14 protein-coding genes are annotated in these 23,439 nt (G+C 66.8%); 11 read left to right on the top strand and 3 right to left on the bottom strand.

Features of this window, described 5'->3' with window-relative positions; genetic code table 11:
• The 3 genes from JJ959_RS08680 to JJ959_RS08670 all read left to right on the top strand — a co-directional run.
• Positions 1-4,446 (top strand): FG-GAP-like repeat-containing protein (locus JJ959_RS08680; RefSeq protein WP_292882173.1); only part of this gene is annotated, 4,446 nt, incomplete at its 5' end.
• Between the two features lie 350 nt (positions 4,447-4,796).
• A complete protein-coding gene (locus JJ959_RS08675) occupies positions 4,797-7,211 on the top strand; it encodes an FG-GAP-like repeat-containing protein (protein WP_292882170.1) in 2,415 nt (804 codons plus the stop codon).
• 331 nt (positions 7,212-7,542) lie between these two features.
• Complete coding sequence (locus tag JJ959_RS08670; protein ID WP_292882167.1) at positions 7,543-11,346, top strand: FG-GAP-like repeat-containing protein; 3,804 nt, start codon at positions 7,543-7,545, stop codon at positions 11,344-11,346.
• 11 nt (positions 11,347-11,357) lie between these two features.
• Here JJ959_RS08670 and JJ959_RS08665 read toward each other — a convergent pair whose 3' ends face one another.
• Positions 11,358-12,743, bottom strand: a complete 1,386-nt coding sequence (locus JJ959_RS08665; protein ID WP_292882165.1) for a hypothetical protein — start codon at positions 12,741-12,743, stop codon at positions 11,358-11,360.
• 35 nt (positions 12,744-12,778) lie between these two features.
• Between JJ959_RS08665 and JJ959_RS08660 the strand changes: the two genes are divergently transcribed.
• Together JJ959_RS08660 and JJ959_RS08655 are read left to right on the top strand one after the other, a co-directional pair.
• Positions 12,779-13,573: a hypothetical protein gene (locus JJ959_RS08660; RefSeq protein ID WP_292882162.1), complete on the top strand. Its 795-nt coding sequence runs from the start codon at positions 12,779-12,781 to the stop codon at positions 13,571-13,573.
• Positions 13,560-15,170, top strand: a complete 1,611-nt coding sequence (locus JJ959_RS08655) for a hypothetical protein (RefSeq protein ID WP_292882159.1) — start codon at positions 13,560-13,562, stop codon at positions 15,168-15,170. The genes JJ959_RS08660 and JJ959_RS08655 overlap by 14 nt, the downstream gene beginning before the upstream one ends.
• Here the strand turns inward: JJ959_RS08655 and JJ959_RS08650 are convergent.
• The gene (locus JJ959_RS08650) at positions 15,160-15,801 is read right to left on the bottom strand and encodes a methyltransferase domain-containing protein (protein ID WP_292882156.1); all 642 of its coding nucleotides are present in this window, start codon (positions 15,799-15,801) and stop codon (positions 15,160-15,162) included. The two genes, JJ959_RS08655 and JJ959_RS08650, sit on opposite strands and share 11 nt — an antisense overlap.
• Before the next feature lie 132 nt (positions 15,802-15,933).
• Between JJ959_RS08650 and JJ959_RS08645 the strand changes: the two genes are divergently transcribed.
• From JJ959_RS08645 to JJ959_RS08620, 6 genes are read left to right on the top strand one after another with little or no spacing between them, the layout of a single operon-like run.
• Entirely contained in the window at positions 15,934-16,755 is an 822-nt protein-coding gene (locus JJ959_RS08645; RefSeq protein ID WP_292882153.1) for a glycosyltransferase, read from the top strand.
• A gap of 3 nt (positions 16,756-16,758) precedes the next feature.
• On the top strand, positions 16,759-18,060 hold the full coding sequence (locus JJ959_RS08640) for an O-antigen ligase family protein (protein ID WP_292882150.1): 1,302 nt from the start codon (positions 16,759-16,761) through the stop codon (positions 18,058-18,060).
• Positions 18,029-19,180 carry a glycosyltransferase family 4 protein gene (locus tag JJ959_RS08635; protein ID WP_292882147.1) on the top strand — a complete coding sequence of 384 codons (1,152 nt, stop codon included), beginning with the start codon at positions 18,029-18,031 and terminating at the stop codon, positions 19,178-19,180. Before JJ959_RS08640 ends, JJ959_RS08635 begins: the two co-directional genes overlap by 32 nt.
• The gene (locus tag JJ959_RS08630; protein WP_292882144.1) at positions 19,177-20,349 is read left to right on the top strand and encodes a glycosyltransferase family 4 protein; all 1,173 of its coding nucleotides are present in this window, start codon (positions 19,177-19,179) and stop codon (positions 20,347-20,349) included. Before JJ959_RS08635 ends, JJ959_RS08630 begins: the two co-directional genes overlap by 4 nt.
• Positions 20,346-21,119 (top strand): WecB/TagA/CpsF family glycosyltransferase, encoded by a 774-nt coding sequence (locus JJ959_RS08625; protein ID WP_292882141.1) that lies wholly within the window; start codon positions 20,346-20,348, stop codon positions 21,117-21,119. The genes JJ959_RS08630 and JJ959_RS08625 overlap by 4 nt, the downstream gene beginning before the upstream one ends.
• Complete coding sequence (locus JJ959_RS08620) at positions 21,119-22,033, top strand: NAD-dependent epimerase/dehydratase family protein (protein ID WP_292882139.1); 915 nt, start codon at positions 21,119-21,121, stop codon at positions 22,031-22,033. Before JJ959_RS08625 ends, JJ959_RS08620 begins: the two co-directional genes overlap by 1 nt.
• On the opposite strand, the gene JJ959_RS08615 is transcribed toward JJ959_RS08620, so the two are convergent.
• Entirely contained in the window at positions 22,027-23,427 is a 1,401-nt protein-coding gene (locus tag JJ959_RS08615; protein WP_292882137.1) for an undecaprenyl-phosphate glucose phosphotransferase, read from the bottom strand. The two genes, JJ959_RS08620 and JJ959_RS08615, sit on opposite strands and share 7 nt — an antisense overlap.
• Between the last annotated feature and the right edge of the window lie 12 nt (positions 23,428-23,439).

Here is a 23,439-nt window from a genome sequence, read left to right as displayed (position 1 = left end):
GTGGACGGCGGCGCCGGAAATGATGTCCTCGACGGCGGCACCGGAAACGATTCGCTTGAGGGCGGCTCCGGTGCCGACACGCTGACCGGCGGCGAAGGCGCCGACAGCTTCGTCGGCAGCCTGACCGATCTCAACGGCGACCATATCGCCGATTTCAATCCGGAAGAGGGCGACCTCGTCATCGGCTGGTCCTCCTTCGGGGACGAGGCGGTGACCCTCACCTATGCCGACGGCACGACGACGGTCGAGATCGACGCCAACGGCGACGGCAATGCCGACGCCAGCTTCACGCTGACCGGCGAGTTCCATTCGGTCACCACCAGCACGGCGGACGGCAAGACCTCGATCTCCTTCTCGCCGGACGTCACCGCGACGGAAGGCGACGACAGCCTCACCGGCACTTCCGGTGACGACACGATCGGCGGGCTCGCGGGCAATGACACGCTCGACGGCGGCGACGGCAACGACGCGCTGGACGGCGGGGCGGGCAACGACGAGATCAGCGGCGGTACGGGCGACGATGTCCTGACCGGAGGCGGCGGCGCGGATACGCTCTCGGGCGGGACCGGCTCTGACACGCTTTCCGGCGGCGCGGACGCCGATGTTCTCGACGGTGGTGCGGGCGACGACCTCCTCGACGGCGGCGACGGCAGCGACACGCTCTATGCGGACTCGGGGACCGACACGGTTTCCGGCGGCGCGGGCGACGACGCCATCTATGCGGGCGACAGCGGCGTGGTCGACGGCGGCGAAGGCGAAGATACGCTCTATGTCGACACCCGCAGCGACCTCGACGGGCTGACGATTTCCAATGTCGAAGACATCGTCATCGCGGACGAGCAGGCGACCGAGGGCGACGACGCCATCTCCGGCTTCGCTGACAGCGACACCCTCTCCGGCCTCGGCGGCGACGATACCCTCGACGGCCTGGCGGGTGACGACGTCCTGGATGGCGGTGCCGGCAATGACCAGATCACCGGCGGGGCCGGCAACGACGCCCTCACGGGCGGCGATGGGGCCGACACCCTCTCCGGTGGCGCGGATGCCGATGTTCTCGACGGCGGTGCCGGCGACGACCTCCTCGACGGCGGCGACGGCAGCGACACGCTCTATGCCGGAGATGGTACCGACACGGTCTCCGGCGGCGCGGGCGACGACGCCATCTATGCGGGCGGCAGCGGCGTGGTCGACGGCGGCGAAGGCGACGATACGCTCTATGTCGACACCCGCTCCGATCTCGACGGCCTCACGGTCTCCAATGTCGAGGACATCGTCATCGCCGACGAACAGGCGACCGAGGACGACAACGCGATCAGCGGCTTCGAGGGTAGCGATTCCCTGACCGGCCTTGCGGGTGACGACACGCTCGACGGGCTTGGCGGCGACGACGCGCTCGATGGCGGCGACGGAAACGACGCGATCACCGGCGGAGCCGGCAACGATGCGCTGACCGGCGGCACCGGCGAGGATACCCTCTCCGGCGGTGCCGACTCCGACAGCCTCTTGGGCGGGACCGGAAATGACCTGCTCGATGGCGGCCTGGACGGCGATACGCTCAGCGGAGAAACGGGCGACGATACGCTGAGCGGCGGCGAGGGCGACGACCTGCTGGATGGCGGCGAGGGCAATGACGTGCTCGACGGTGGCGACGGCGACGACACCGTGCTCAGCGACAATGGCGACAACACGATCTATGGCGGCGCCGGGAACGACGAGTTGGGCGCCGGCCACGGCGACGATCTGCTGGACGGCGGCGCAGGCGACGATTCGATCAGCGCGAATGGCGGCAGCGACACGATCAGCGGCGGTGACGGCGACGACACCGTGCTTGCCGGCGACGGTGACGATACGGTCGACGGCGGCGCCGGAAACGATGTTCTCGACGGCGGGGACGGCGCGGACGCGATCGATGGCGGCGACGGCGACGACACCCTCACGGGCGGCGCCGGAAACGACACGCTGTCGGGCGGATCCGGCAACGACATGCTCTCGGCCGGCGCGGGCGCCGACCTGCTCGACGGCGGGGCCGGCGACGATACCCTCGCGGGTGCGGGCGACGCCGAAACCCTTTCGGGCGGCGACGGCAACGATGTGCTGTCCGGCGGCGGCGGAAACGACGTGCTCGACGGCGGGGCCGGCGACGACGAGATCACCGCGGGCGGCGATGTCGACACCGTGCTCGGCGGCGACGGCAACGACACCATCGTCAATCTGGGCGGCGCGGACAATATCAGCGGCGGCGACGGCAACGACGTCATCACCGGCAGTTCGACGGCCGAGACGCTCGACGGCGGCGCCGGCGACGACACGATCTCCGGCGGCGGCGGAACCGACAGCATTGCCGGCGGCGACGGCAACGATCAGATCACCGGCGGCGAGAACGCGGAGACCCTCGATGGCGGCGCCGGAAACGACCTTGTCAGCGGCGGCGCGGGCGACGACCGGATCATTGGCAGTTCCGGTGCGGACACTCTTGTCGGCGGCGACGGAGCTGACAGTTTCGTAGGCTCGCTCAGCGATCTCGACGGCGACTCGATTGGCGATTTCGATCCGGAGAGCGGCGACCTGGTGATCGCCGATGCGAGCTTCGACAGCGACGCGGTTTCGCTCAGCGTTTCCGGCGGCCGGACCACGGTCACCATCGACGCCAACGGCGACGGCAATGCCGACGCGACCTTCACGCTTGAAGGCGCCTTCCATTCGGTGACCGTGAGCGCGACGGGCAGCGGCACGGCGCTCGCCTTCTCGACCGAAGTGACGGCGACGGAGGGCGCGGACACGCTCACCGGCGGCGACGATGCCGACACGATCAGCGGTCTCGCGGGCGACGACCTGCTCCAGGGCGCGGGCGGCAACGACCTTCTCGACGGCGGTGCCGGCAACGACACGTTACAGGGCGGTGCCGGGGCCGATACCCTCTTCGGCGGCGACGGCGCGGACCTCATCTCCGGCGGCGCGGGCGCGGATGCCCTGACCGGCGGCGCCGGAAACGACACTTTCGCGGGAAGCGCGGCCGAGGTCGCCGGCGACACGATCAGCGATCTCACGGACGGCGATTCAGTGCTGATCCGGGGCGCCGAGTTCAATTCCAGCAACGTGAAACTGACGGTCGCCAACGGCGTCACCACGGTCGCGATCGACTCCAACGGCGACGGCGAGGCCGATGCGAGCTTCACCATCCGGGGCGAGTTCCGTTCGGTCACCGCGGCAGCGAGCGACGGCGATACGACGCTCTCCTTCTCCACCGAGCCTGACCTCTCCAACAAGCTGGTCTGGTCGGTCCACAGCACCGGCGACTTCAACGGCGACGGCAAGCAGGACCTGCTGCTGACCTCGAACCAAGGCGGCGTTTCCGTCTGGACCCTCGACGGTGCGACCCCGCTCGAGAAGGCGGCGACCGGCTCGCTGACCCGGGGCGGCGATTTCGAGATCCAGACGGTGGCGGATTTCGACGGCGACGGCGACGACGACATCCTGCTCAAGAGCTCGGACGGAGCCATCTCGGTCTGGGAGATGGACGGCGCGACGGCGAGCGAGAAAGCCTATTCCGGCCGCCTCCAGAGCGGCTGGGAGATCGCCGGAACAGCGGATTTCGACGGCGACGGCGGGCACGACATCCTGATGCGTCACCAGGACGGCGCGGTCTCCATCTGGCAGATGGACGGCGGCACCACGGAGAGCCGCTCCTATGCCGGCAAGCTCAGCTCCGACTGGACGGTCGAGCAGATCGCCGACTTCGGCGGCGACGGCAAGGCGGACCTGCTGGTCCGCAACAGCACGGACGGCACCGTCTCGGTCTGGCAGATGGACGGCGGCACCGCTTCCAGCAAATCCTTCGCCGGCAAACTCGGCGCCGGATGGGAGATCGAGACCGTCGCGGACTTCAACGGCGACGGCAAGCAGGACATCCTCGCGGTCGGCAGCGACGGCGCGGTCTCGATCTGGGAAATGGACGGCGGCACCGCCTCCGAGAAATCCTTCGCCGGAAAGCTCGGCGCCGGATGGGAGATCAAGTCGGTGAAGGATTTCACCGGCGACGGCAAGGCCGACATCCTGACCCAGAGCGCCGACGGCGCGGTCTCGGTCTGGGAAATGGACGGCGGCACCGCCACCTCCAAGACCTATGTCGGCAAGCTCGGCGCCGGATGGGAGATCAAGCATATCGCCGATTTCAATGGCGACGGCTCGAACGACCTGCTGACCACCAACGCCGACGGCGTGGTCTCGCTCTGGGAAATGGATGCCGGCGGTGCGTCGGAGAAGGCCTATGTCGGCCGGCTTCAGGAAGGCTGGGAGATCGGCAAGATCGCCGATTTCAACGGCGACGGCACGGCCGATATCCAGCTCCAGAACACCGACACCGGCCAGGTTTCGATCTGGGAGATGGACGGCGCCGATGTGGTCGTCGCCGGGCTCACCGGCAATCTCTGGGCCGATCTGGTGTAATATCTGCGGGGGACGCGTCTGCACGGGTCCCCCTATCGAGGCGCTGATACCTTGTGCCGGGACAGAGAGATCGTATCGCACCACCGGATACGATTCGTCTCATTTCAGATATTATCAAAGAAAACAACAAGATAAACGAAATCGACTTTTCTCCGGGCTGCCGCATGTCGACCCCGTGCATACATTCTTTGCATTAACCTTGTATTTTATAGAAATTGTTAAGGTATTGCCCATATTAACTGTTGGTTGACGCGGCGAGTTCCGCCGCGGTTGCCGATGCTCCCCGGCAAACCAGAATGCCCGGACGTAAAATTACGGACGGTCAACAGGAGCGGACCGAGAGTAGAACGATGTTGGGCACCAAGGGTAAAGACCTGCTGGTCGGCGGCGCCGGAAACGATACGATTTCCGCGCTCGGCGGCAATGACACGGTTTCCGGGGCCGGCGGCAACGATCTGCTTTACGGCGACGACGGCAGGGACATTCTCTATGGCGGCGCGGGCGCGGACCAGCTCTATGGCGGCGACGGCAGCGACACGCTCGACGGGGGCGATGGCGACGATACGCTCGAAGGCGGTGCCGGCACTGACACGCTCTCCGGCGGCACCGGAAACGACCTCTTCCAGGGCACGGCCGCCGATCTGAACGGCGATCACTTCGCCGATTTCGAGGATGGCGAGACCGTCCTCCTGCGCGGCCTCAATCTCAGCGCCAGCAACGTCGCCCTGACGACGGCGAAGGGCGTCACCACGGTCGCCATCGACACCAACGGCGACGGCACCGCGGATACCAGCTTCACGCTCCAGGGCACATTCGGTTCGGTAACGGCGACGTCCTCCGGGAGCGATACGGGGTTGCGTTTCAACACGTCGGCCGGCACCGGGAACAACACGCTCTCCGGCGGCAACGGCGCGGACACGCTCTCCGGCGGCGCGGGCGACGACACGATGTTCGGCGGCAAGGGCGACGATGTCCTCGATGGCGGCGCCGGCAACGACGTGATCGATGGCGAACGGGACAACGACCTGCTCGTGGGCGGAACCGGTGACGACACCCTTTCGGGCGGCCTCGGCGCCGATACGCTCTCGGGCGGTGACGGCAACGACAGTCTCGCCGGCGGCGACGATGCCGACCTGCTCTCCGGAGATATCGGGAACGACACCCTGCTCGGAGAGGCCGGCAACGACACCCTCTCGGGCGGTGAGGGCGACGATACCGTCATCGGCGGCGACGGCGACGACCTGCTCGACGGCGGCGCCGGAAACGACCTCCTCAGCGGCGGGGCGGGGATCGACCGCCTGCAGGGCGGCGCCGGAAACGACATTTTCGCGGGCACCGCAGCCGAACACAACGACGACACCGTGGAAGATTTCGCGACCGGGGATTCGCTTCTGGTAAAGGGCGCCACCTTCACCAAGGACAATGTCACGCTGACGGCCGGAAACGGGAGTACGGCGGTCGCACTCGACACAAATGGCGACGGCACCGCCGACGCGAATTTCACTCTCACCGGCACGTTCCGCTCGGTCACTGCGACCAGCGGGGCGGAAGGCACCAGCCTTTCCTTCTCGAGCCAGCCGGAACGTGTGACCTGGTCGATCAAGACCAACGGAGACTTCAACGCCGACGGCAAGCAGGATCTGCTGCTGACCTCCGACCGCGGCGACGTCTCGGCCTGGACGCTCGACGGCGCGACGCCGCTCGCCAAGAACAATCTCGGCAACCTGAACCGGGGCGGCGCCTTCAAGGTCAACACGGTCGCGGATTTCGACGGCGACGGCGACGACGACATCCTGCTGCATGACGAGACCCGCGGCGCGATCTCTGTATGGGAGATGGACAGCGGCAACGTCTCTTCGAAAGTTTTCTCGGGCCTGACCGGACCGGGCTGGAGCATCGCCGGAACGGCCGATTTCGACGGCACCGGAGGTCAGGACGTCCTGCTGCGCCACCAGGACGGCGCGGTCTCCGTCTGGATCATGGACGGCGGCACGGCGACGCAGAAATCCTTTGCCGGCACCATGGATTCAAACTGGAAGGTCGAGGCGATCACCGACTTCAACGCCGACAGCAAGGCCGACATCCTCTGGCGCAACCAGAACGGCGCGGTCTCGGTCTGGGAGATGGACGGCGGCGCGGCCAGCAACAAATCCTACGCCGGAAACATGTCGCAGGATTGGACCGTCGAGGGCGTCGGCGATTTCAACACAGACGACAAGAGCGACATCGTCTTCAGCCACAAGGACGGCGCGGTCTCGGTCTGGGAGATGGACGGCGGCACCGCCAGCAACAAATCCTATGCCGGCAAGCTCGGCACTGGCTGGACCGTCCAGTCGCTTGAGGATTTCACCGGCGACGGCAAGGCCGATATCCTGACCAAAAGCGCCGACGGAGCCGTTTCCGTCTGGGAAATGGACGGCGGTACCGCGACCGCCAAGACCTATTCCGGCAAGCTGACCAGCGGCTGGGACGTCAAGAAAACCGGCGACTTCAACGGCGACGGCTCGGCCGATCTCCTGGTGTCGGACGACACGACCACCGTGTCCGTCTGGGAGATGGATGCGGGCGGGACGTCGGAAAAGGCTTTCGCCGGATCCCTCGCCGACGGCTGGAAGACCGGTCTCGTCGCGGATTTCTCTGGCGACGGGAAAGACGACATTCAGCTGGAGAACACCCAGACCGGGCAAATCTCGATCTGGGAAATGGACGGCGGCAACGTGACCGAAGCCGGGCTCACGGGCAACCTCTGGTCCGATCTGGTGTAATGCCGGATCGCTCGGCTCCGGGCTCCAGGCCTCTGCCGGCAGGTAAAGGTGTATGCGGCGAATCGCCGCTTCAGCGACCTTAGACCCGGGCAACACCATAAAAAAACCAATTCTTAAAACCTCTTATCTACGATCGGAATTGCGCCCTTCCCGATGCGCATGGCCGGGCCGCATACTGAACACTCCTGACCATGCGGAAGCTGCCTACATAAACTTCAGGTAGCGATTGAGGGGCCGTGTCCATCTGCCGTCGGCGGATGCGAAAGGCCCCTGCAGGGCTTCGGCCCGATTCGGGTCTGAAGATGATCGAAGAAGTGCTCTGAGCGGAACCATGGACGGTACGAGCAAGAAAGACCTCCTTGTCGGCAATGCCGGCGCCGACACCATTCACGGTCTCGGCGGCAACGACACCATTTCCGGGGTCGACGGCGACGATTACCTGTACGGCGATGCCGGCAGGGACCAGGTCTATGGCGGCACCGGAAACGACGTCCTTGAGGGCGGCGACGGTACCGACACGCTTGCGGGCGGCACGGGCACGGATACTTTCGTCGCAACCGCAGCCGAACTCGACGGCGACCGCATCATCGATTACGAGGACGGCGAGACCGTCCTGCTGTCCGGCCTTGCCCTCACCTCGAACCGCGTCACCCTGTCGAACAACGGCAGCGTGACGACCGTCTCCATCGACACGGACGGAAACGGGTCGGCCGATATCAGCTTCACGCTCGACGGGGTATTCGACACCGTTACCGTTACGCCATCCGGAAGCGATTCGGCCCTGCAATTCAGCGGACCGGGTCCGGAGGACGAGACGCTTTCCGGAGGCAACAGCGCGGACACACTCACCGGCGGGACCGGGAACGACACGATATACGGTGGCCGGGGCGACGACCTCCTCGACGGCGGCGTCGGCAACGACCTGCTCTATGGCGAGGCCGGAAACGACACGATCCTCGGAGATACCGGCGACGACACGCTTTCCGGCGGCGACGGCAACGATACGCTGAGCGGCGGCGACGGCAACGATGTGCTGCGCGACACCAGCGGCGCCAACCTGCTCGACGGCGGCACGGGCGAGGATACGATCTCGGGCAGCCAGGGCAACGACACGATCCTCGGCGGCGCCGGCAACGACCTGGTCTCGGGCGGCGCGGGCAATGACAGCATCGATGCCGGCGACGGCGACGACACCGTCTCGGGCGCCTACCAGAACGACACTATCCGGGGCGGGCTCGGCGACGACCAGCTCGTCGGACTGGGCGGCAACGACAGCATCGACGGCGGTGGCGGCAACGACACGATCACCGGCGGATGGGCGGCCGACACCCTCTCCGGCGGCGAGGGCGACGACACGATCTCGGGCGGCGGCGGGAACGATTTCGTCGACGGCGGTCCCGGGAACGACTGGATCAGCACAAGCTCCGGCAACGACACGATCCTTGGCGGAACCGGCAATGACACGATATATGGCGGCGGCGGAGCGGACAGCATCGATGCCGGCGACGATGACGATGCCATCTATGGCAGCTACGGCAACGAGACCCTGAGCGGCGGCGCCGGCGCGGACACGATCCACACCGAAGGCGGCAACGATTCCGTCGATGGCGGCGACGGCGACGACCTGATCGTCGCGGCCTCCGGCAACAACGAGCTGTCCGGCGGCGCGGGTAACGACACCATCTCCGCCGGTGGCGGCGCCGACAGCATCGACGGCGGCGCGGGCGCGGATTCCATCGTCGGCGGTGCCGGCATCGACACGATCAATTCCGGAACGGGCGCGGACACGGTCAGCGGCGGCGACAGCATCGACGTCTTCACCGGCACGGCCGCCGATCTGGACGGAGATCATTTCGCCGATTTCGATATCGCCGAATCCGTACATCTGAACGGTCTCACCATCACGGCGAATGCCGTGACGGTCACCAGCGAGAACGGCGTCTCCACGGTTTCCATCGACACCGACGGAAACGGCGCGGCCGATATCAGCTTCACCCTCAACGGCAGCTTCGGGGCCGCGACGGCGACCGCAGAGAACGGCGGCACCACCCTCCGGTTCGCAGAGGGTCCGATCTCCGGAACCGAAGGCGACGATGCCCTCACCGGCACCTGGGAAAACGAGACGATTTCCGGCGGAGCGGGCAACGACACGATTTCGGGAGCAGGCGGAAACGACAGTCTCGACGGCGGCACCGGCGACGATTCGATCCGGGGCGAGAGCGGCAACGACACGCTGGACGGCGGCGAAGGCAACGACACGATCGAAGGCGGCGGCGGCAACGATGCGGTCGATGCCGGACCCGGCGACGACCAGGTCAGCGGCTCCTACGGCAACGACACCCTCTCCGGGGGTAGCGGCAGCGACACCATTTCTGGCGGCGGCGGCGCGGACAGCATCGATGCCGGAGACGGCGACGATCTGGCGGTCACAACCACCGGCAACGACACGCTGTCCGGCGGCCTTGGCAACGACACGCTCTCGGCCGGCGGCGGGAGCGACCTGCTGGACGGCGGAGACGGCAACGATCTGCTCGACGGCGGCGTCGGAACCGACACGCTGGTCGGCGGCAGCGGCAGCGATACCCTTCACGGCGGATCCGAGGGCGATGTCCTGTCCGGCGGCGAGGACGCGGATCTTCTCAGCGGCGGAGCCGGAGCCGACACGCTGGCCGGCGGCGGCGGGAACGATACGTTCGAAGGCAGCGTCGCGGAAGTGAACGGGGACACGATCGTCGACCTCACGGACGGCGATTCGGTCGTCATCAGGGGCGCCGCCTTCTCCGATGAAGATGTCACGGTCACCCCCGGTTCGGGAACAACCGTGGTTTCCATCGATTCGAACGGGGACGGCAACGCCGACGCGAGCTTCACCGTCAGCGGCGAGTATCGGTCGGTCAACACGTCGACGACCGACAACAACACGTCGATCGTTTTCTCGACCGAGCCCGAGCACACCGACTGGTCGATCGCCGGATCGGGCGACTTCAACGGAGACGGCAAGCAGGACCTGCTCGTGACATCCGAAGACGGCGACGTCTCCATCTGGACGCTCGACGGGGCCACTCCGCTTGCGAAGAACTACGCCGGCAACCTCACCCGGGTCGGCGATTTCGAACTCCACACGATCTCCGATTTCGACGGCGACGGCGACGACGACATCATGCTGTTCGACAGCACCGACCGGGTGGTCTCGGTCTGGGAGGTCGGCAACGGCCAGGTCGTGGAGAAAGGCTTCACCGGCCTGCTGCAGGACGGCTGGGAGATCGCGGCGACCACGGATTTCGACGCCGACGGCGGAACCGACATCCTGCTGCGCCACGATGACGGCGCGGTTTCCGTCTGGCTGATGGACGGCGCCACCGCGTCCGCGAAGTCCTATGTCGGCAACATGGGGGCCGACTGGACGCTCGAAACCGTCGCCGACTTCAATGCGGACGACAAGTCGGACCTGCTGTTCCGCAACGATGCGAACGGCGACGTTTCGGTCTGGGAAATGGACGGCGTCACGGTCATAAACAAGGCCCATGTCGGCAATATGAGCTCCGACTGGGATCTGGAGGCGGTCGCCGATTTCAATGCCGACAACAAGGACGACCTGCTGATCAAGAACCAGAGCGGCGCGGTCTCGGTCTGGGAAATGGACGGCGCGTCCGTCACCGCGAAATCCTACGCGGGCAAGCTCGGCGACGGCTGGAGCATCGAGTCCACCGAGGATTTCACCGGCGACGGCAAGGCGGACATCCTCACCCGGAGCGCGGACGACGTGGTCTCGGTCTGGGAAATGGACGGCGGCACCGCGACGGCAAAAACCTATACAGGCAAGCTCAGCGCCGGTTCGGATATCGAACAGATCGCGGATTTCAACGGCGACGGCTCAGCCGATCTGCTCGTCACCGACAACGAGAGCTATGTCTCGATCTGGGAAATGGATGCCGGCGGCACCTCCGAGAAGGCCTTCGCCGGACGGCTGACCGACGGCTGGCAAAGCGGTCTCGCCGCGGATTTCGACGGTGATGGCGATGCGGATATTCAGCTCGAGAATACCGAAACCGGCCAGGTCTCGATCTGGGAAGTGGACGAGATGGACGTCGTCGCCACCGGCCTCACCGGCAATCTCTGGTCCGATCTGGTCTGACCCGCCCGGCGTCAGGGCGCGACGAAGACACTGAGCAGGGTCACGCTGCCGCTCAGCAGGACCACCGTGGCGACCAGCCGGGCGGCATCCCGGATCGACAGCACGCGGCTGCGGCGCAGCAGGACCGACTGGCCTCCGAGCATCACATAGGACGCCACGATCACGCCGACGCCGACGCCCTCGAGCTCGGCCATTCTGTAGCCGATCACCGTGCCGGCCCAGAGCGTCGCGATCGCCAGCAGATAGACGGTGACGATCTCGCGGCTCGGACGGGTCCGCGCGGACATCGCGATCGGCATCAGCCACGAGGCCATGATCATCGGAATGCCGGCGACCAGGAAGATCTTCAGTGCCGGAACCGCCTCGGCATAGGCGCTGTAGACCAGCGGAACGATCAGCTTCGCGGTCAGTACGCCGATGCTGGAGAGCACCGAGATCACCAGCGCCAGCTTCAGCGCGTCGTTGACCACGCGCGGAGAGAGCGCGAAGGGTTCGGCCGCATAGGCCTCGGCGGAAAGTTTCGGATAATAGGCCTGTGCGATTGTGCCGAAAGTCCCGGCATAAAGCCCGAGCACCGCCGCGGCGAAGGAGAACTGCCCGTAGGTCTCCGGGTCCGCGAGCTGAGCGACGAACCAGCGGTTCGCCATCATGAAGAAGCTCCAGAGCGAAACCGAGACGAAGAGCGGGAAGGCCCCGACAATGGTGCGGCCAACCCGTGGCAGGCTCGGCCGGTAGCGGATATCGAGCGGATCACGCCGCAGCATGTTCACGGCGATGCCGCCGAACCAGAGGATCAGCACCGAAAAACAGCCGGACAATCCGCCGAAGAACAGGCCCAGCACCCTCGGCACGGTCAGGCCGACCTGGGCGATCGCGTTGTTCGCGGTGAACTGGACATAGTTCGAGAGCCCCCGGTAGAGCGCGAGATGCCCCATCAGGATGAAAAGCACGCCGCCGGCGGTGATCGCGAGCAGCGTCGCCGGCATCGGCAAGGGCACCTTGAAGGAATCGCGGAAGAAATAGGCCAGCAGGAGCGCGCTGGTGATGGCGATCGCCGCGAGATAGAACCGGGTCCACAGGATCCCCTGGATCCGGACGCCCGCGGGTTTTCCCATCCCCGCCTGCTTCATCCGAGCCGCCGTCCGGGTGATCAGCTGCGAGGTGCCGAGATCGAGCAGCCAGAGATACTGCACGAAGGTCGAGATCAGGATGAACTGGCCGAACGAGACCGGCTCCATGAACCAGGGAATGAACAATCCTGTCGCGGCGACGCAGGCATTCACAGTCGGAACCACGAGCGCGTAGCTGCGCGGGCTTTCCAGAAACCGGGCAAGAGTTCCGGCCGCGGTCGGCAAGGTCGGCGGCTCGGTGCTTTGCGGATCGCTGCCGGTCGTCATATGCTACCTCCCGGAAAACCGCCGGTTGGGCGGACATGCACGAGGCGGAGCGGATGGAGTGCGACTGGGTTGAGGGACTGCCGGCCGCGATCCGGATCGGCGCCATCGAAGGCACTGCGTTTGGAATAGAAACAGCCGACCGTCACTCGTTCTTCACCTTCGCGCCGGAAAGATATGGCGCCCGCATTATAGACGATCACGCGCCGTTTATCGGCCCCGAAACGGGCGAGCGGCGCCTGTCGGTCGAAATGGCCGAGGGCGCCTGGGAAGCAAAGGTTACTTCGGCCGTCAGCCCGCAGCAGCTCGCATTGAAGGCTTCGCTTACCACGCTTTCACCTTCGCTCTTCCAGGATTTTGTCCTGCGCGCGGTTTTTTCCAGGGACTCCTTCGTCGAAGCAGAGATCGGCGGCGAACGGTTCGGCCACGTGGGTCGCGATCTCTACCACCAGTATCCGGTGCAGCGCGCAAGGCTCACCGGCCCGCACGGGACGGTGACGATCCGCGTGACGGAAGCGGCAACAGGCCCCTGGTTCGAACAGCTGCTCTATGTCCGCGACGCGCCTGAGGGCTGGGTCGTGCATGCCCGTCTGCTGCCGAAACCGCCCTATGCGCAGCTCTGGATCCGCTGGTTCACCCGGTTCTTCCGGCTCTCTCTGCCGGACGGCGCGAGCCGCACGCTGCTCGCCCTGCCGGGGATCGGGCGGACGCTCTGGTATGCGGCGGAACGCGGCGGTGCGGGAGCGCTTCAACTGCAGGCAACCGGGCTCGCGGGCGTGCCTGCGGAAGAGACTCTGGCACTGGCGATGGAGCTCGATTTTGACACCCGCTGAACCCTCGCGTCGCCTCGATACGCTCGCGCGCGGCATTGCCGAGGCGCTGGCCGCGCAATGCGACCGGGACCGGGGTTTCCGGGAAACCGAGTTCTACGGCACCGCCTTCGCCTGCATGCTCTGGCGGCGCTGGCCGGAACGCTTCCCGGAGGATCTCGAGGCCGGGCTCGCACGGCTCCGGGACCAGGACAAGCGCGCGCGGATCGGCGCCTGGCAGAACCCCTACCATTGGGAGTTCATCCGCTTCGCGCTGGCCGACCTGTTCCGGAGCGGCTCAACCGCCGGCTTCGCCAACAGCCGCGACGTGCTCGGCCGGCCCGGCTTCGTCGGCAATCGCGTCGCCAACTGGATGCTGCTCCGGAGCACGGTCCGGGTCATGGAAGGGCAACCGGCGGGAGCCTGGCTTGGCCGCCTCGAACGACGGATCGCCCTCTCCCATTACCAGCAGCCAGGCGGGTTCATCGAGGATCAGCGCGGCGCGCCGACGCAGCAGTATCACGCCTTCATGACCGCCCTGCTTGGCTACCAGATCGCCGTGCTCGGGGAACCGTCCCGGTTCCTGCGGGATCGTTTCGCGGCGGCACTTCAGGCGCTGCAACGCACCGCGCTCCATGACGGCGAGGTGAATGCCGTCGGGCGCGGGCAGTTCCAGAGTTTCGGCTATGCCGCCGCCTGCCTGGCGCTCGCTTTCGGCCTCAAGCTCGGACTCGCCGCACCCGGCGCGGAGACCCTGCTGGGCGCCGTGCTCGACCGTCTGGAGGCTGCGGCCTGCCCCGACGGCACGCTCCCGCTGATGATCGACGGCACCGATGCGCGCACCGCGGTCGAGCCGGCGCCGGCGCATCCGCACCAGGATCGGATCGGCTGGCATTCCTACAACAACGACGCGGACTATCTCGCCTTCTCGGGCGCGGTTCTGAAACTGGCGGCGGAACAATTGGAAGGATTCACACCGTCTCCGCGGCCCGAACCTCTGCCCGGCGAGGACAGCCTGAAGGACGGCATCCGGGTCTTCCGCAACCCGGCCTATTCCGCCATCGTCACGCTGCCCCATGCGGGCCTGACGGCCGCCCAGCCACTGCCCTACATTGTGACCGCCTCGGGCGCGCGGCCGCTCCCTGCCTATGGCGGAGAGAAACTTCCCGGGAGCATCTACGGGGCGCTCGCCCATCCGCTCCCGGTAATCGAGGAGCCATCGGGCCGCTTCCGCTCCATTCTCAACGGCGCCTTCTTCCGCTGGGCCAGCCCGGACCGCATCGTCGGCGAGACCGGCGCTCTCCGGTTCGAGCGCAAGTTCCGTTTCGCTGCGGACATTGTGGAGATCGAGGACGCGCTGATCCTGAACCAGCCGGAGGAGGGAGACGTCCTGCATCTGCCGTGGCTTCCGCTCGCCGTAGATATCGCGGCCCCGGAAGACGGCAAAGACTTCGCCCTCGACGGAGCGCGGCTGGTCACGGAAGAACCGCTCGCTCCCGTTCCGGAGGCGGGTCCGCAATACGGCATGTCCGGGAAGCTGAGGGTCTGGTCCCACGCCGTGCCGCCTCCGCCGAAAGGGGATATCGCACGGGCGGTCTACAGGATCCGGCTCACCCCTTGATCCCGTCCACCAGCAGCGAGAGATGCGAGGAGGGGAAGCTCTTGTCCGGCGTTCCGAAACGCCGGCAGCGATGGATGTGCCCGCGCTCGGCGATCCAGGGTTCCTTGTGGAACTGCCCATCGGTATCGAACCATTCCCTCGGCTCGACCCTGAAACCGGCTGCTGCGAGGGCGGCGCTCAGACTCTCGACCGTGAAGAGTTGCTTGTGGTCGTCGGCCCCGGGGCCGATGCCGCCCGGCTCGACATGGCGAATGTAATCCGGGTTCGGATTGTGTCCGTCCGGCACCGCGATCCGGATCGTGCCGCCGGGCTTGAGGTAGCGATAAGCGTTGGCGAGCACCGCGGGGACAAGCTCCGGCGGAATATGCTCGAACACATGCTCCGCCAGCAGCCGCTCGACCCGGCCCTCGCCGCCGACGAGATCCGCCCAGGCCGCGGGATCGGTGGCGTCGAAGAAGCCGATATCGGAGCCGAGCCAGCCAACCTCCGGCGCCGCGCCGCCGAGCACGATCCGGAGCGGCTCGCCTCCCGCGGCCGCCGCGCGCAGCTTGCGTTCCGCCGTCCGGTCACGCAGGGGACGGAGAAAAAGCTCCGAGATTTTTCGCCTGAGGCCCATCCTGCTCACATTCATTTAACCAATACGCACAAAAATGCGGCGCAAGCGGTTCAGAAATCACGATAAGTCACCGGCTCGCACGATATACGAGGCGGGGGCAATCTGATAGGTTAAACGCTCCCGATTCGCGCGCTGTTCAGAGGATCCATGCCGGCGGACGAAACCCCGACCGTCTCCGTTGTGACAACCGCCTTCCAGGCCGAGCGCTTCGTCGCGCGGGCACTGCGCTCGGCGGCGGCGATGGAGGGAGACTGGGCGGTCGAGATCATGCTGTTCGACGACGGCTCCACAGACGGCACCGCCGACGTGGCCGAGGCGCTCAAGGGAGAGATCCCGAACCTCACAATCATCCGCGGGGAACGCTGCGGCCGTGCGGCGGCGCTGAACCGGGCGATCCGGGCCGCGCGCGGAGACTACGTCGCCATTCTCGACGCGGACGACATCGCGCTTCCAGACCGCCTGACCGAAACCCTGCCGATGCTGGAAGCCGATCCCGGCCTCGCCATGGCCTGCTCGCAGGCGCTGGTGTTCGAACATGAACCGCCCGCCCTGCCCCCGGCGGCTCCCGCCCCGGCCACCGTGACCGACATCACTCCCGCAATGCTCTATGTCTCGAACCGGCTGGTGCATTCCACCGTGCTGTTCCGGCGCTCTACATGGGAGGCGGCCGGCGGGTACGACGAGAACCTCGATATCTGCGTCGATTACAGTTTCTATTTCCGCCTGCTCCGCGTTGGCGGCATCCGGCAGAGCAGTGCCGTCACCTGCCTGCGCCAGCGCCGCGCCGACAGCTATTTCGCGGAGAAGGACCACCAGGACTACATGAACGCTCTCGCCCGCATCCGGGCCGAAGCCCGTGCCGGGCTGGCGATCCCGCTCTGGGCCCAGCTCGCCGCGGCGGCCCGGGCGGCGAAGAACGGCGCGCAAATGATGGCGCATCAGATCCGCCCCCGACAGGGAGTGGCCTGAGCCATGGGGAACCGGAGACCGGAGGATACGGGCACCGAGGACGTGCCGGCGCCGCGGATGCAGCGGGCCATGTACCGGAGCGCTCTCGAAGCGCGGCGGCTCGGGCAGGCCGCGCCGCTCAGCGTCTCGCTGCTGATGACCATCATCTTCGCCCAGGCGCTTGTCACCATTCCGGCGCAATTCCGCGTCGTCCCCGCGATCTCGCTTGGCGGCTTCCTCTCCCTGCTTTTCGTGTTGCTGCTGGTGATGCACTTCATGATGCGGCCTTACGTGGTGCGGGAGGCACGCTGGCCGGTCTTCATGTTCCTTCTTTTCACCGCCTGGATCGCCTACGGTTTCATCTTCTACCGGGTGACCGTTCCCGGCATCCAGAACACCGTCATCATCATCTCCAGCATTCTCGCCTTCATCGTCGCGGCCCAGGTGGCCATGAGCATCCGTTCGCCCAGCCGGACCATTGTCCGCGCGATCCTGATCGCGATCTGGATTCCGGCGGTGATCTATGTGCTGGCGATCCCGGTCTTCGGCTTCGGCCATACCGAAGTTTTCGCGCCGCGCTCCCTCGCCGGCTTCCTCCTGATCGGCATCGCCATCCATTGCGGCTACTGGCGGCACGGCTCGCGCGGCGACCTCTGGCTCGCCCTTTTCCTCTATGCGGTCGTGGTGCTCTCGCTCTCGCGCGCGGCGATGGGGATGGGGCTCGGCGTCTTCATACTGGCGCAGATGCGGCTGAACAGTTTCGCCGGCTGGGTCCGCCTGATCACGATCCTCGTCACGGCGGTCGGCCTCGCCGCCTTCCTTCTGCTCAATTTCGAACCGCTGAAGCAGCGCTTCTTCTCGGGCGATCTCTCGGCGGCGGTCGGCGGGGTACAGATCAACACCATGGGCCGGATCGCCGCCTGGACGACGGTGATCAATTCAGCCCTTGAGGCCCCGATCGTCGGCAAGGGTCCGGCCTCGAGTACCGAGGCCCTGGCCAACCTGCATGCCGGGATCGAGCATCCGCACAACGACTATCTCAGGATCTGGCACGATTACGGGGCGATCGGACTGCTGCTCTGGTTCAGTGCCTTCGGCAGCATGATGCTCGCCTGCCGCCAGCAATATAAGCGGTTCCAGAAATGGGGGGCGCGCGAGACCTCGCTCGGCGCCGCGACCGGCCTCGCGCAGATCACCCTGCTCGCCCTGATGCTGACCGACAACGTGCTTATCTATTTCTACAACATGGTTCCCATCTTCATTCTCTCGGGCCTGGTGCTCGGATCGCTGCCCTATGCCCCGCTGCTCCGTCGCTCTGCTCGTTAACTTCGTGCCGCCCTACCGGGTGGCCCTGCTGCGCGCGCTTGAGCGCGAGGTCCGCCGGCTGACCGTACTGGTCTCGACCGGGATGGAGACCGATCGGCCCTGGGAGGTGCAAACCGCCGGGCTCGACGTGAGGCGCACACGGTCCATCGCCCTGCCGTACCGGCGGCGCCATCCGGACGGGTTTTCGGAGGATCTGACGATCCATGTGCAGTACGATCTGCTGCCGCGCCTCGCTTGCCTCGCGCCGGACGTGGTGATCAGCGGCGAATTCGGCCTGCGCAGCCTGCAGGCGGGGCTCTATCGCCGCCTCTCCCCGCTCTTCGGCCGACGCACAAGGCTGCTGGTCTGGGCGACGGTGTCCGAGCAGACCGAGCGGGGCCGGGGACGGTTGCGCGGAATGCTGCGGCGCCTGATCGCCCGCCTAGCCGACGGCGCGGTGACGAACGGTGCCTCCGGCGCGCGCTATCTCGAGAGCATCGGCTTTGCGCCGGACCGCATCTTCCCGATCCATCAATCGACCGATCTCGACCGTTTCGAGAACTTGCCCAAGACCAAACCCGATCCGGCCGGCAGGCTGCGTCTCGTCTCTGTCGGCAGCCTGATTCCGCGCAAGGGCCTCCCGCCCTTTCTCGACCGCCTCAAGGTCTGGTGCAATGCGCATCCGGAACGGAAGCTTCACTGGCGTCTCGTCGGTGACGGCGCGGAGCGTGCAAGTCTCGAAAGCGCGGATCTGCCGCCGAACCTCAACCTCGAACTGCTCGGAAACCGCCCCTATGAAGAGATCCCGGACCTTCTCGCCGACCGCGACCTCTTCGTCTTTCCAACCCTGGCGGACGAATGGGGACTGGTTGTGAACGAGGCCATGGCGGCGGGCCTGCCCGTGCTGGCCAGCCGCCACTCCCAGGCCGCGGAGGAGATGATCGGGGAGGGCGAGAACGGCTGGCTCTTCGATCCCCTGGACCCGGCGGCAACCGATGCGGCGCTTTCCCGAGCCCTCGGCACCACGGCGGAGGAGCGGGCGCGCATGGCCGCGAAGGCGCGTCACACGGCAGACTGGTTTTCCCATGCAAACACGCTCCGGCGCATGAGCGGCGCCATCGACGCGGTGTGGGACCGATGAAGATCCTCTTTGCCCATTGCCGCTACCAGCAGGCCGGCGGCGAGGACCGCGTCGTCGAGGCCGAGATGGCGGCGCTCCGTGCCGCCGGGCACGAGGTCGCCCTCCTCGCCCGCGATAATGCCTCCATCCGCACCGCTTGGGACGCCGCCCGCGCCGCCTGGGCGCTTCCCGGAACCGAAGCTCTCCGGTACGAGCTGAAAGCCGAGATCGCGGCGGCAGCGCCGGACATCGTCCACGCCCACAACATCTTCCCGCTGATCACCGCGTCGCTCTACGACGCCGCCGCGGATCTCAGCGTTCCGGTGGTCCAGACCCTGCACAATTACCGCAACATCTGCGCCTCCGCCCTGCTGATGCGGGACGGACGGATCTGCGAGGACTGCGTCGGCGCCAGCCCCTTCCAGGCCGTGCTGCACCGCTGCTACCGGAATTCCTATCCCGGTTCCTTCGCGCTTGCCCGGATGATCGACATTCACCGCAGGCGCGGCACCTGGCACCGCGCGGTCGGCCAGTTCATCGCGCTGACCGACTTTTCCCGCAGCCGCTTCGTCGCCGGCGGCTTTCCGGCCGAGCGGATCGCCGTGATCGGCAACAGCCCCGGCGCCGCTTTCGCGCCCGCACCCGAAGACGGCCCGCGCGAAGGCGCGCTCTATGTCGGACGGCTCTCGGAGGAGAAGGGCATCGCCGCCCTCCTGAAAATCTGGCGCCGCGACTGGCCGCCGCTCCGGGTGATCGGCGACGGGCCGGACCGGCCGGCGCTCGACGCAGCGATCAGGGAAGGCCGGGCAGTCGCGCTCGGCACGCTCGGTCCGGAGGAGATTGCCGGGGAAATGCGCCGGGCCGCGCTCGCGGTCCTGCCGTCGCGCTGCTACGAGAACTTTCCGATGACGCTGGCGGAAGCCTTCGCCTCCGGCCTCCCAGTCGTCGCCTCCCGGATCGGCGCGCTCGGCGAGCTCGTCGAGGACGGACGGACGGGGCGCGTGTTCGATCCGTTCGATCCTGCCGACATGGAAAGCGTCATCGCCGAAGCGCTGTCCGATCCGGCGCGGCTAGGGGACTGGGGGGCGCAGGCACGGCAAAGCTACGAAACCCGATTCACCGGGGAAAGGACGACAGCAGCGAAACTCGCACTCTACGAGGAACTGATCTCGGGAAAGGTCGCGGCATGAGCGGCACCCCCGCCTCGGTGCCCGTGATCGGCCGGAAGGTCGCCGCAGGGTCGCTCACCACCCTCGGGGAGGCCATCCTCGGTCTCGCCCGAAAGGGAGCGCCGGCCTATGTCTGCGTCGCCGCCACCCATCCACTGTCTTTGGCACGGACCGACCCAGACTTCGCCGCCGTGCTCGACGGCGCCGCCATGGTGCTCCCCGACGGCAAGCCGGTGAGCTGGGTCCAGCGCCTGAAAGGCCATGCGGCGGCGGAACAGGTCGCAGGACCCGACATCGCGCCCTGGCTGATCGCCCGCGCGGAGGCGGAGGGTCTTCCAGTCTACTTCTTCGGCGGCTTGCCGGACGAGCTCGAGGCGTTGAAGAAGGCGCTGGCGGAACGGCATCCGAAGCTCCGGGTCGCAGGTTGGGAATCTCCGCCGAAACTTCCCGAACGGCCGGATTTCGACCCGGAGACCGCCGCCCGGATCAGCGCGAGCGGCGCGAAGCTGGTTTTCGTCGGGCTCGGCTGCCCGCGCCAGGAATGGTGGATGGCACGCCACAGCGCCGGGATCGATGCGACGCTGATCGGCATCGGCGCCGCCTTCAATTTCATGTCCGGGCGCCTGGAGCGGGCGCCCGCATGGATCCGCTCCCTCGGCCTCGAATGGCTGCATCGCCTCATCGCAGAACCGCGCCGTCTCGGAGCGCGCTACCTCGTTCACAATACGCGCTTCATCTGGTTCGCATTGCTCGACCTCTGCGCCCATTGGGGCCGGCGGGGCCGCATCTGATGGCGCGCTATCTCATCACCGGCGGCTGCGGCTTCATCGGCGGCCATCTGGCCCGCGCGCTCGTCCAGGCGGGCAACCGTGTCACCGTTCTCGACGATCTCTCCAGCGGACGGGAGGGCAACCTGCCGCCGGAGGCCGATCTCGAGCGGGGGTGCGTGACCGACGGCGCGCGGCTTGCGGCCATCGCGGGACAGTGCGACGGCATCGTCCATCTCGCCGCCATCGCCTCGGTCGAAGCGGCGGCAGCGGATCCGCGCCGGGCCGAAGCGGTCAATCTCGGCGGCGCCCGGAACGCCGTCGAGGCGGCGCGAACTGAAAAGCTCCCGCTCGTCTACGCGTCCTCCGCCGCCGTCTATGGCGATGCCGGGCCCCGACCGATTGCCGAAACCCATATCTGCGCGCCGCTCTCCGCCTATGGCCGCCACAAGCTGGAGAGCGAGAGCGCCGTTCTGACGCTCGGCCCGCGCGCCACGATCATCCGGCCGTTCAACGTCTACGGGCCGCGCCAGCATCCGGCCTCGCCCTATAGCGGGGTGATCGCGCGGTTCATTTCCGCCTGCCTTGCCGGCGAGACGATCACGGTGAACGGCGAGGGTCTCCAGAGCCGCGATTTCATCTATGTCGGCGATATTGTCCGTCTCTTCCTCGCCGCCATGAGCCGCGCACCGGAGGCCCCTCTGACCGTGAACGGCTGCACCGGGCAGGCGATCAGCATCCTGAAGCTGACACGGGCGATCGGGGAGGCCTGCGGCACCGATCTCAAGCTAAGACACGGTCCGGCACGGCCGGGCGATATCCTCCACTCCCGCGGCAACCCCCGGCACGCTCACGAAACCCTCGGCTTCCAGGCCGAAGTCCGGCTCGGAGACGGTCTCGCGGACACAATTGCCTGGCTACGCGAGGAAGATCAGTAGGCGGAGCGTCCGGTCCCGACCTCGATCACGGTCAGCGCCAGGATTTTCAGGTCGAAACCGAGGGACCAGTTCTCGATGTAAAAGAGGTCGAGCTCGACGCGCCGGCGCATCTTCTCGACCGTGTCGGTCTCTCCGCGAAGACCGTTGACCTGCGCCCAGCCGGTGATGCCCGGCTTCACCCGGTGGCGGCCGAGATAACCGTCGATGATGCCGGCATACTGGCGATTGTGGGCCACCGCATGGGGACGCGGTCCGACCAGCGACATGCTGCCGCCGAGCACGTTCAGCAGCTGCGGCAATTCGTCGAGGCTGGTGCGGCGGAGAATGCGGCCGAGCGCGGTGACGCGGGGATCGTCGCGCGTGGCCTGTTTTAGCGTTCCGGCGTCTGCGGACTCGGTGCCGCCGTTCCGCATGGTGCGGAACTTCAGCATCGTGAACTCGTCGTTGTTGAAGCCGAAACGGCGCTGGCGGAAGAAAATCGGCCGCCCCATCGTCAGCAGGACCGCGAGCGCAATCGCCAGCATCACCGGCGCCAGAGCGACGATCATCACGCTCCCCAGCACGATGTCGACAAAGCGCTTCTGCACGCTCGACCAGCCGCCGATCGGTACGTCCGCGAGGATGATACCGGTCTCGCCCGCGATCCGGTCAATGCCGAGAACCGGGACGCCGGCGAGATAGCCGGGCAGCTGGAGGCGGATATTGACCGGCTGTTCGCGAAGCCGCGCGAGGGCCGCGCGGAACGCTTTCTCGTGCCCCGGCTCGTAACAGAGCAGCACATCGTCGACCCGTCCGGCCGCGATGATGCGATGAAGGCTCTCCTCGCTGCCGAAGAGCGGCACCTCCTGGAAATAGTCATTGCCGAGACCGTCGCCGACGAAACCGCCGACCAGTCGCGTCGCGCCGCCCCGTCCGGCGACCATGGCGAGGGTTTCCTCTTTGACCAGGCGGGGCGAGCCGAGGACGGCGATGCTGGCGGAAAACCATCCATTCCGCCTGACCTTCCGGACCCAGGCCAGCGCGAGGGTTCGCACCGCCACAAGGCCGACGCTGCCCCCGACAACCATCTCCACCAGCCAGAAACGGGAGAAATCCTCCGAGATCTTGAAAGCGAACAGCGCGACGATGAAGATCACCATTGTTCCGATCCAGCAGCGCAGCGACTGCATCGCGTGGATCCGCTCGATGTCGCTGCGGTGGAAGGCGTAACTGCCCTGGTTGCTGCCGCAGATCAGGTAGAGGGCGCAAAGGAACAGCCCGGCGAGGACGTAGCGTTCGGGCAGCACGAAGCTTCCGTTCCGGACCGCATAGCCGACCACGTTGATGGCGAAGAGAGTGACCGCTTCCAGAACCGCGAGCCAGACGGCGAGCCAGATGAGGGATCTGTTCTGCATCGCTCACGCCGT

This window comes from Nisaea sp. (genome assembly GCF_017640745.1).
Lineage (GTDB): Bacteria > Pseudomonadota > Alphaproteobacteria > Thalassobaculales > Thalassobaculaceae > Nisaea.
This window is presented reverse-complemented; position numbering and strand designations above follow the sequence as displayed.

Excerpts from the sequence above, each read along its gene's own strand:
- JJ959_RS08630 (WP_292882144.1), top strand. The coding sequence starts at position 19,177 with ATGAAGATCCTCTTTGCCCATTGCCGCTACCAGCAGGCCGGCGGCGAG.
- JJ959_RS08660 (WP_292882162.1), top strand. The coding sequence starts at position 12,779 with ATGCACGAGGCGGAGCGGATGGAGTGCGACTGGGTTGAGGGACTGCCG.
- JJ959_RS08640 (WP_292882150.1), top strand. The coding sequence starts at position 16,759 with ATGGGGAACCGGAGACCGGAGGATACGGGCACCGAGGACGTGCCGGCG.
- JJ959_RS08670 (WP_292882167.1), top strand. The coding sequence starts at position 7,543 with ATGGACGGTACGAGCAAGAAAGACCTCCTTGTCGGCAATGCCGGCGCC.
- JJ959_RS08625 (WP_292882141.1), top strand. The coding sequence starts at position 20,346 with ATGAGCGGCACCCCCGCCTCGGTGCCCGTGATCGGCCGGAAGGTCGCC.
- JJ959_RS08635 (WP_292882147.1), top strand. The coding sequence starts at position 18,029 with ATGCCCCGCTGCTCCGTCGCTCTGCTCGTTAACTTCGTGCCGCCCTAC.
- JJ959_RS08645 (WP_292882153.1), top strand. The coding sequence starts at position 15,934 with ATGCCGGCGGACGAAACCCCGACCGTCTCCGTTGTGACAACCGCCTTC.
- JJ959_RS08675 (WP_292882170.1), top strand. The coding sequence starts at position 4,797 with ATGTTGGGCACCAAGGGTAAAGACCTGCTGGTCGGCGGCGCCGGAAAC.
- JJ959_RS08650 (WP_292882156.1), bottom strand. The coding sequence starts at position 15,801 with ATGAATGTGAGCAGGATGGGCCTCAGGCGAAAAATCTCGGAGCTTTTT.
- JJ959_RS08620 (WP_292882139.1), top strand. The coding sequence starts at position 21,119 with ATGGCGCGCTATCTCATCACCGGCGGCTGCGGCTTCATCGGCGGCCAT.
- JJ959_RS08665 (WP_292882165.1), bottom strand. The coding sequence starts at position 12,743 with ATGACGACCGGCAGCGATCCGCAAAGCACCGAGCCGCCGACCTTGCCG.
- JJ959_RS08615 (WP_292882137.1), bottom strand. The coding sequence starts at position 23,427 with ATGCAGAACAGATCCCTCATCTGGCTCGCCGTCTGGCTCGCGGTTCTG.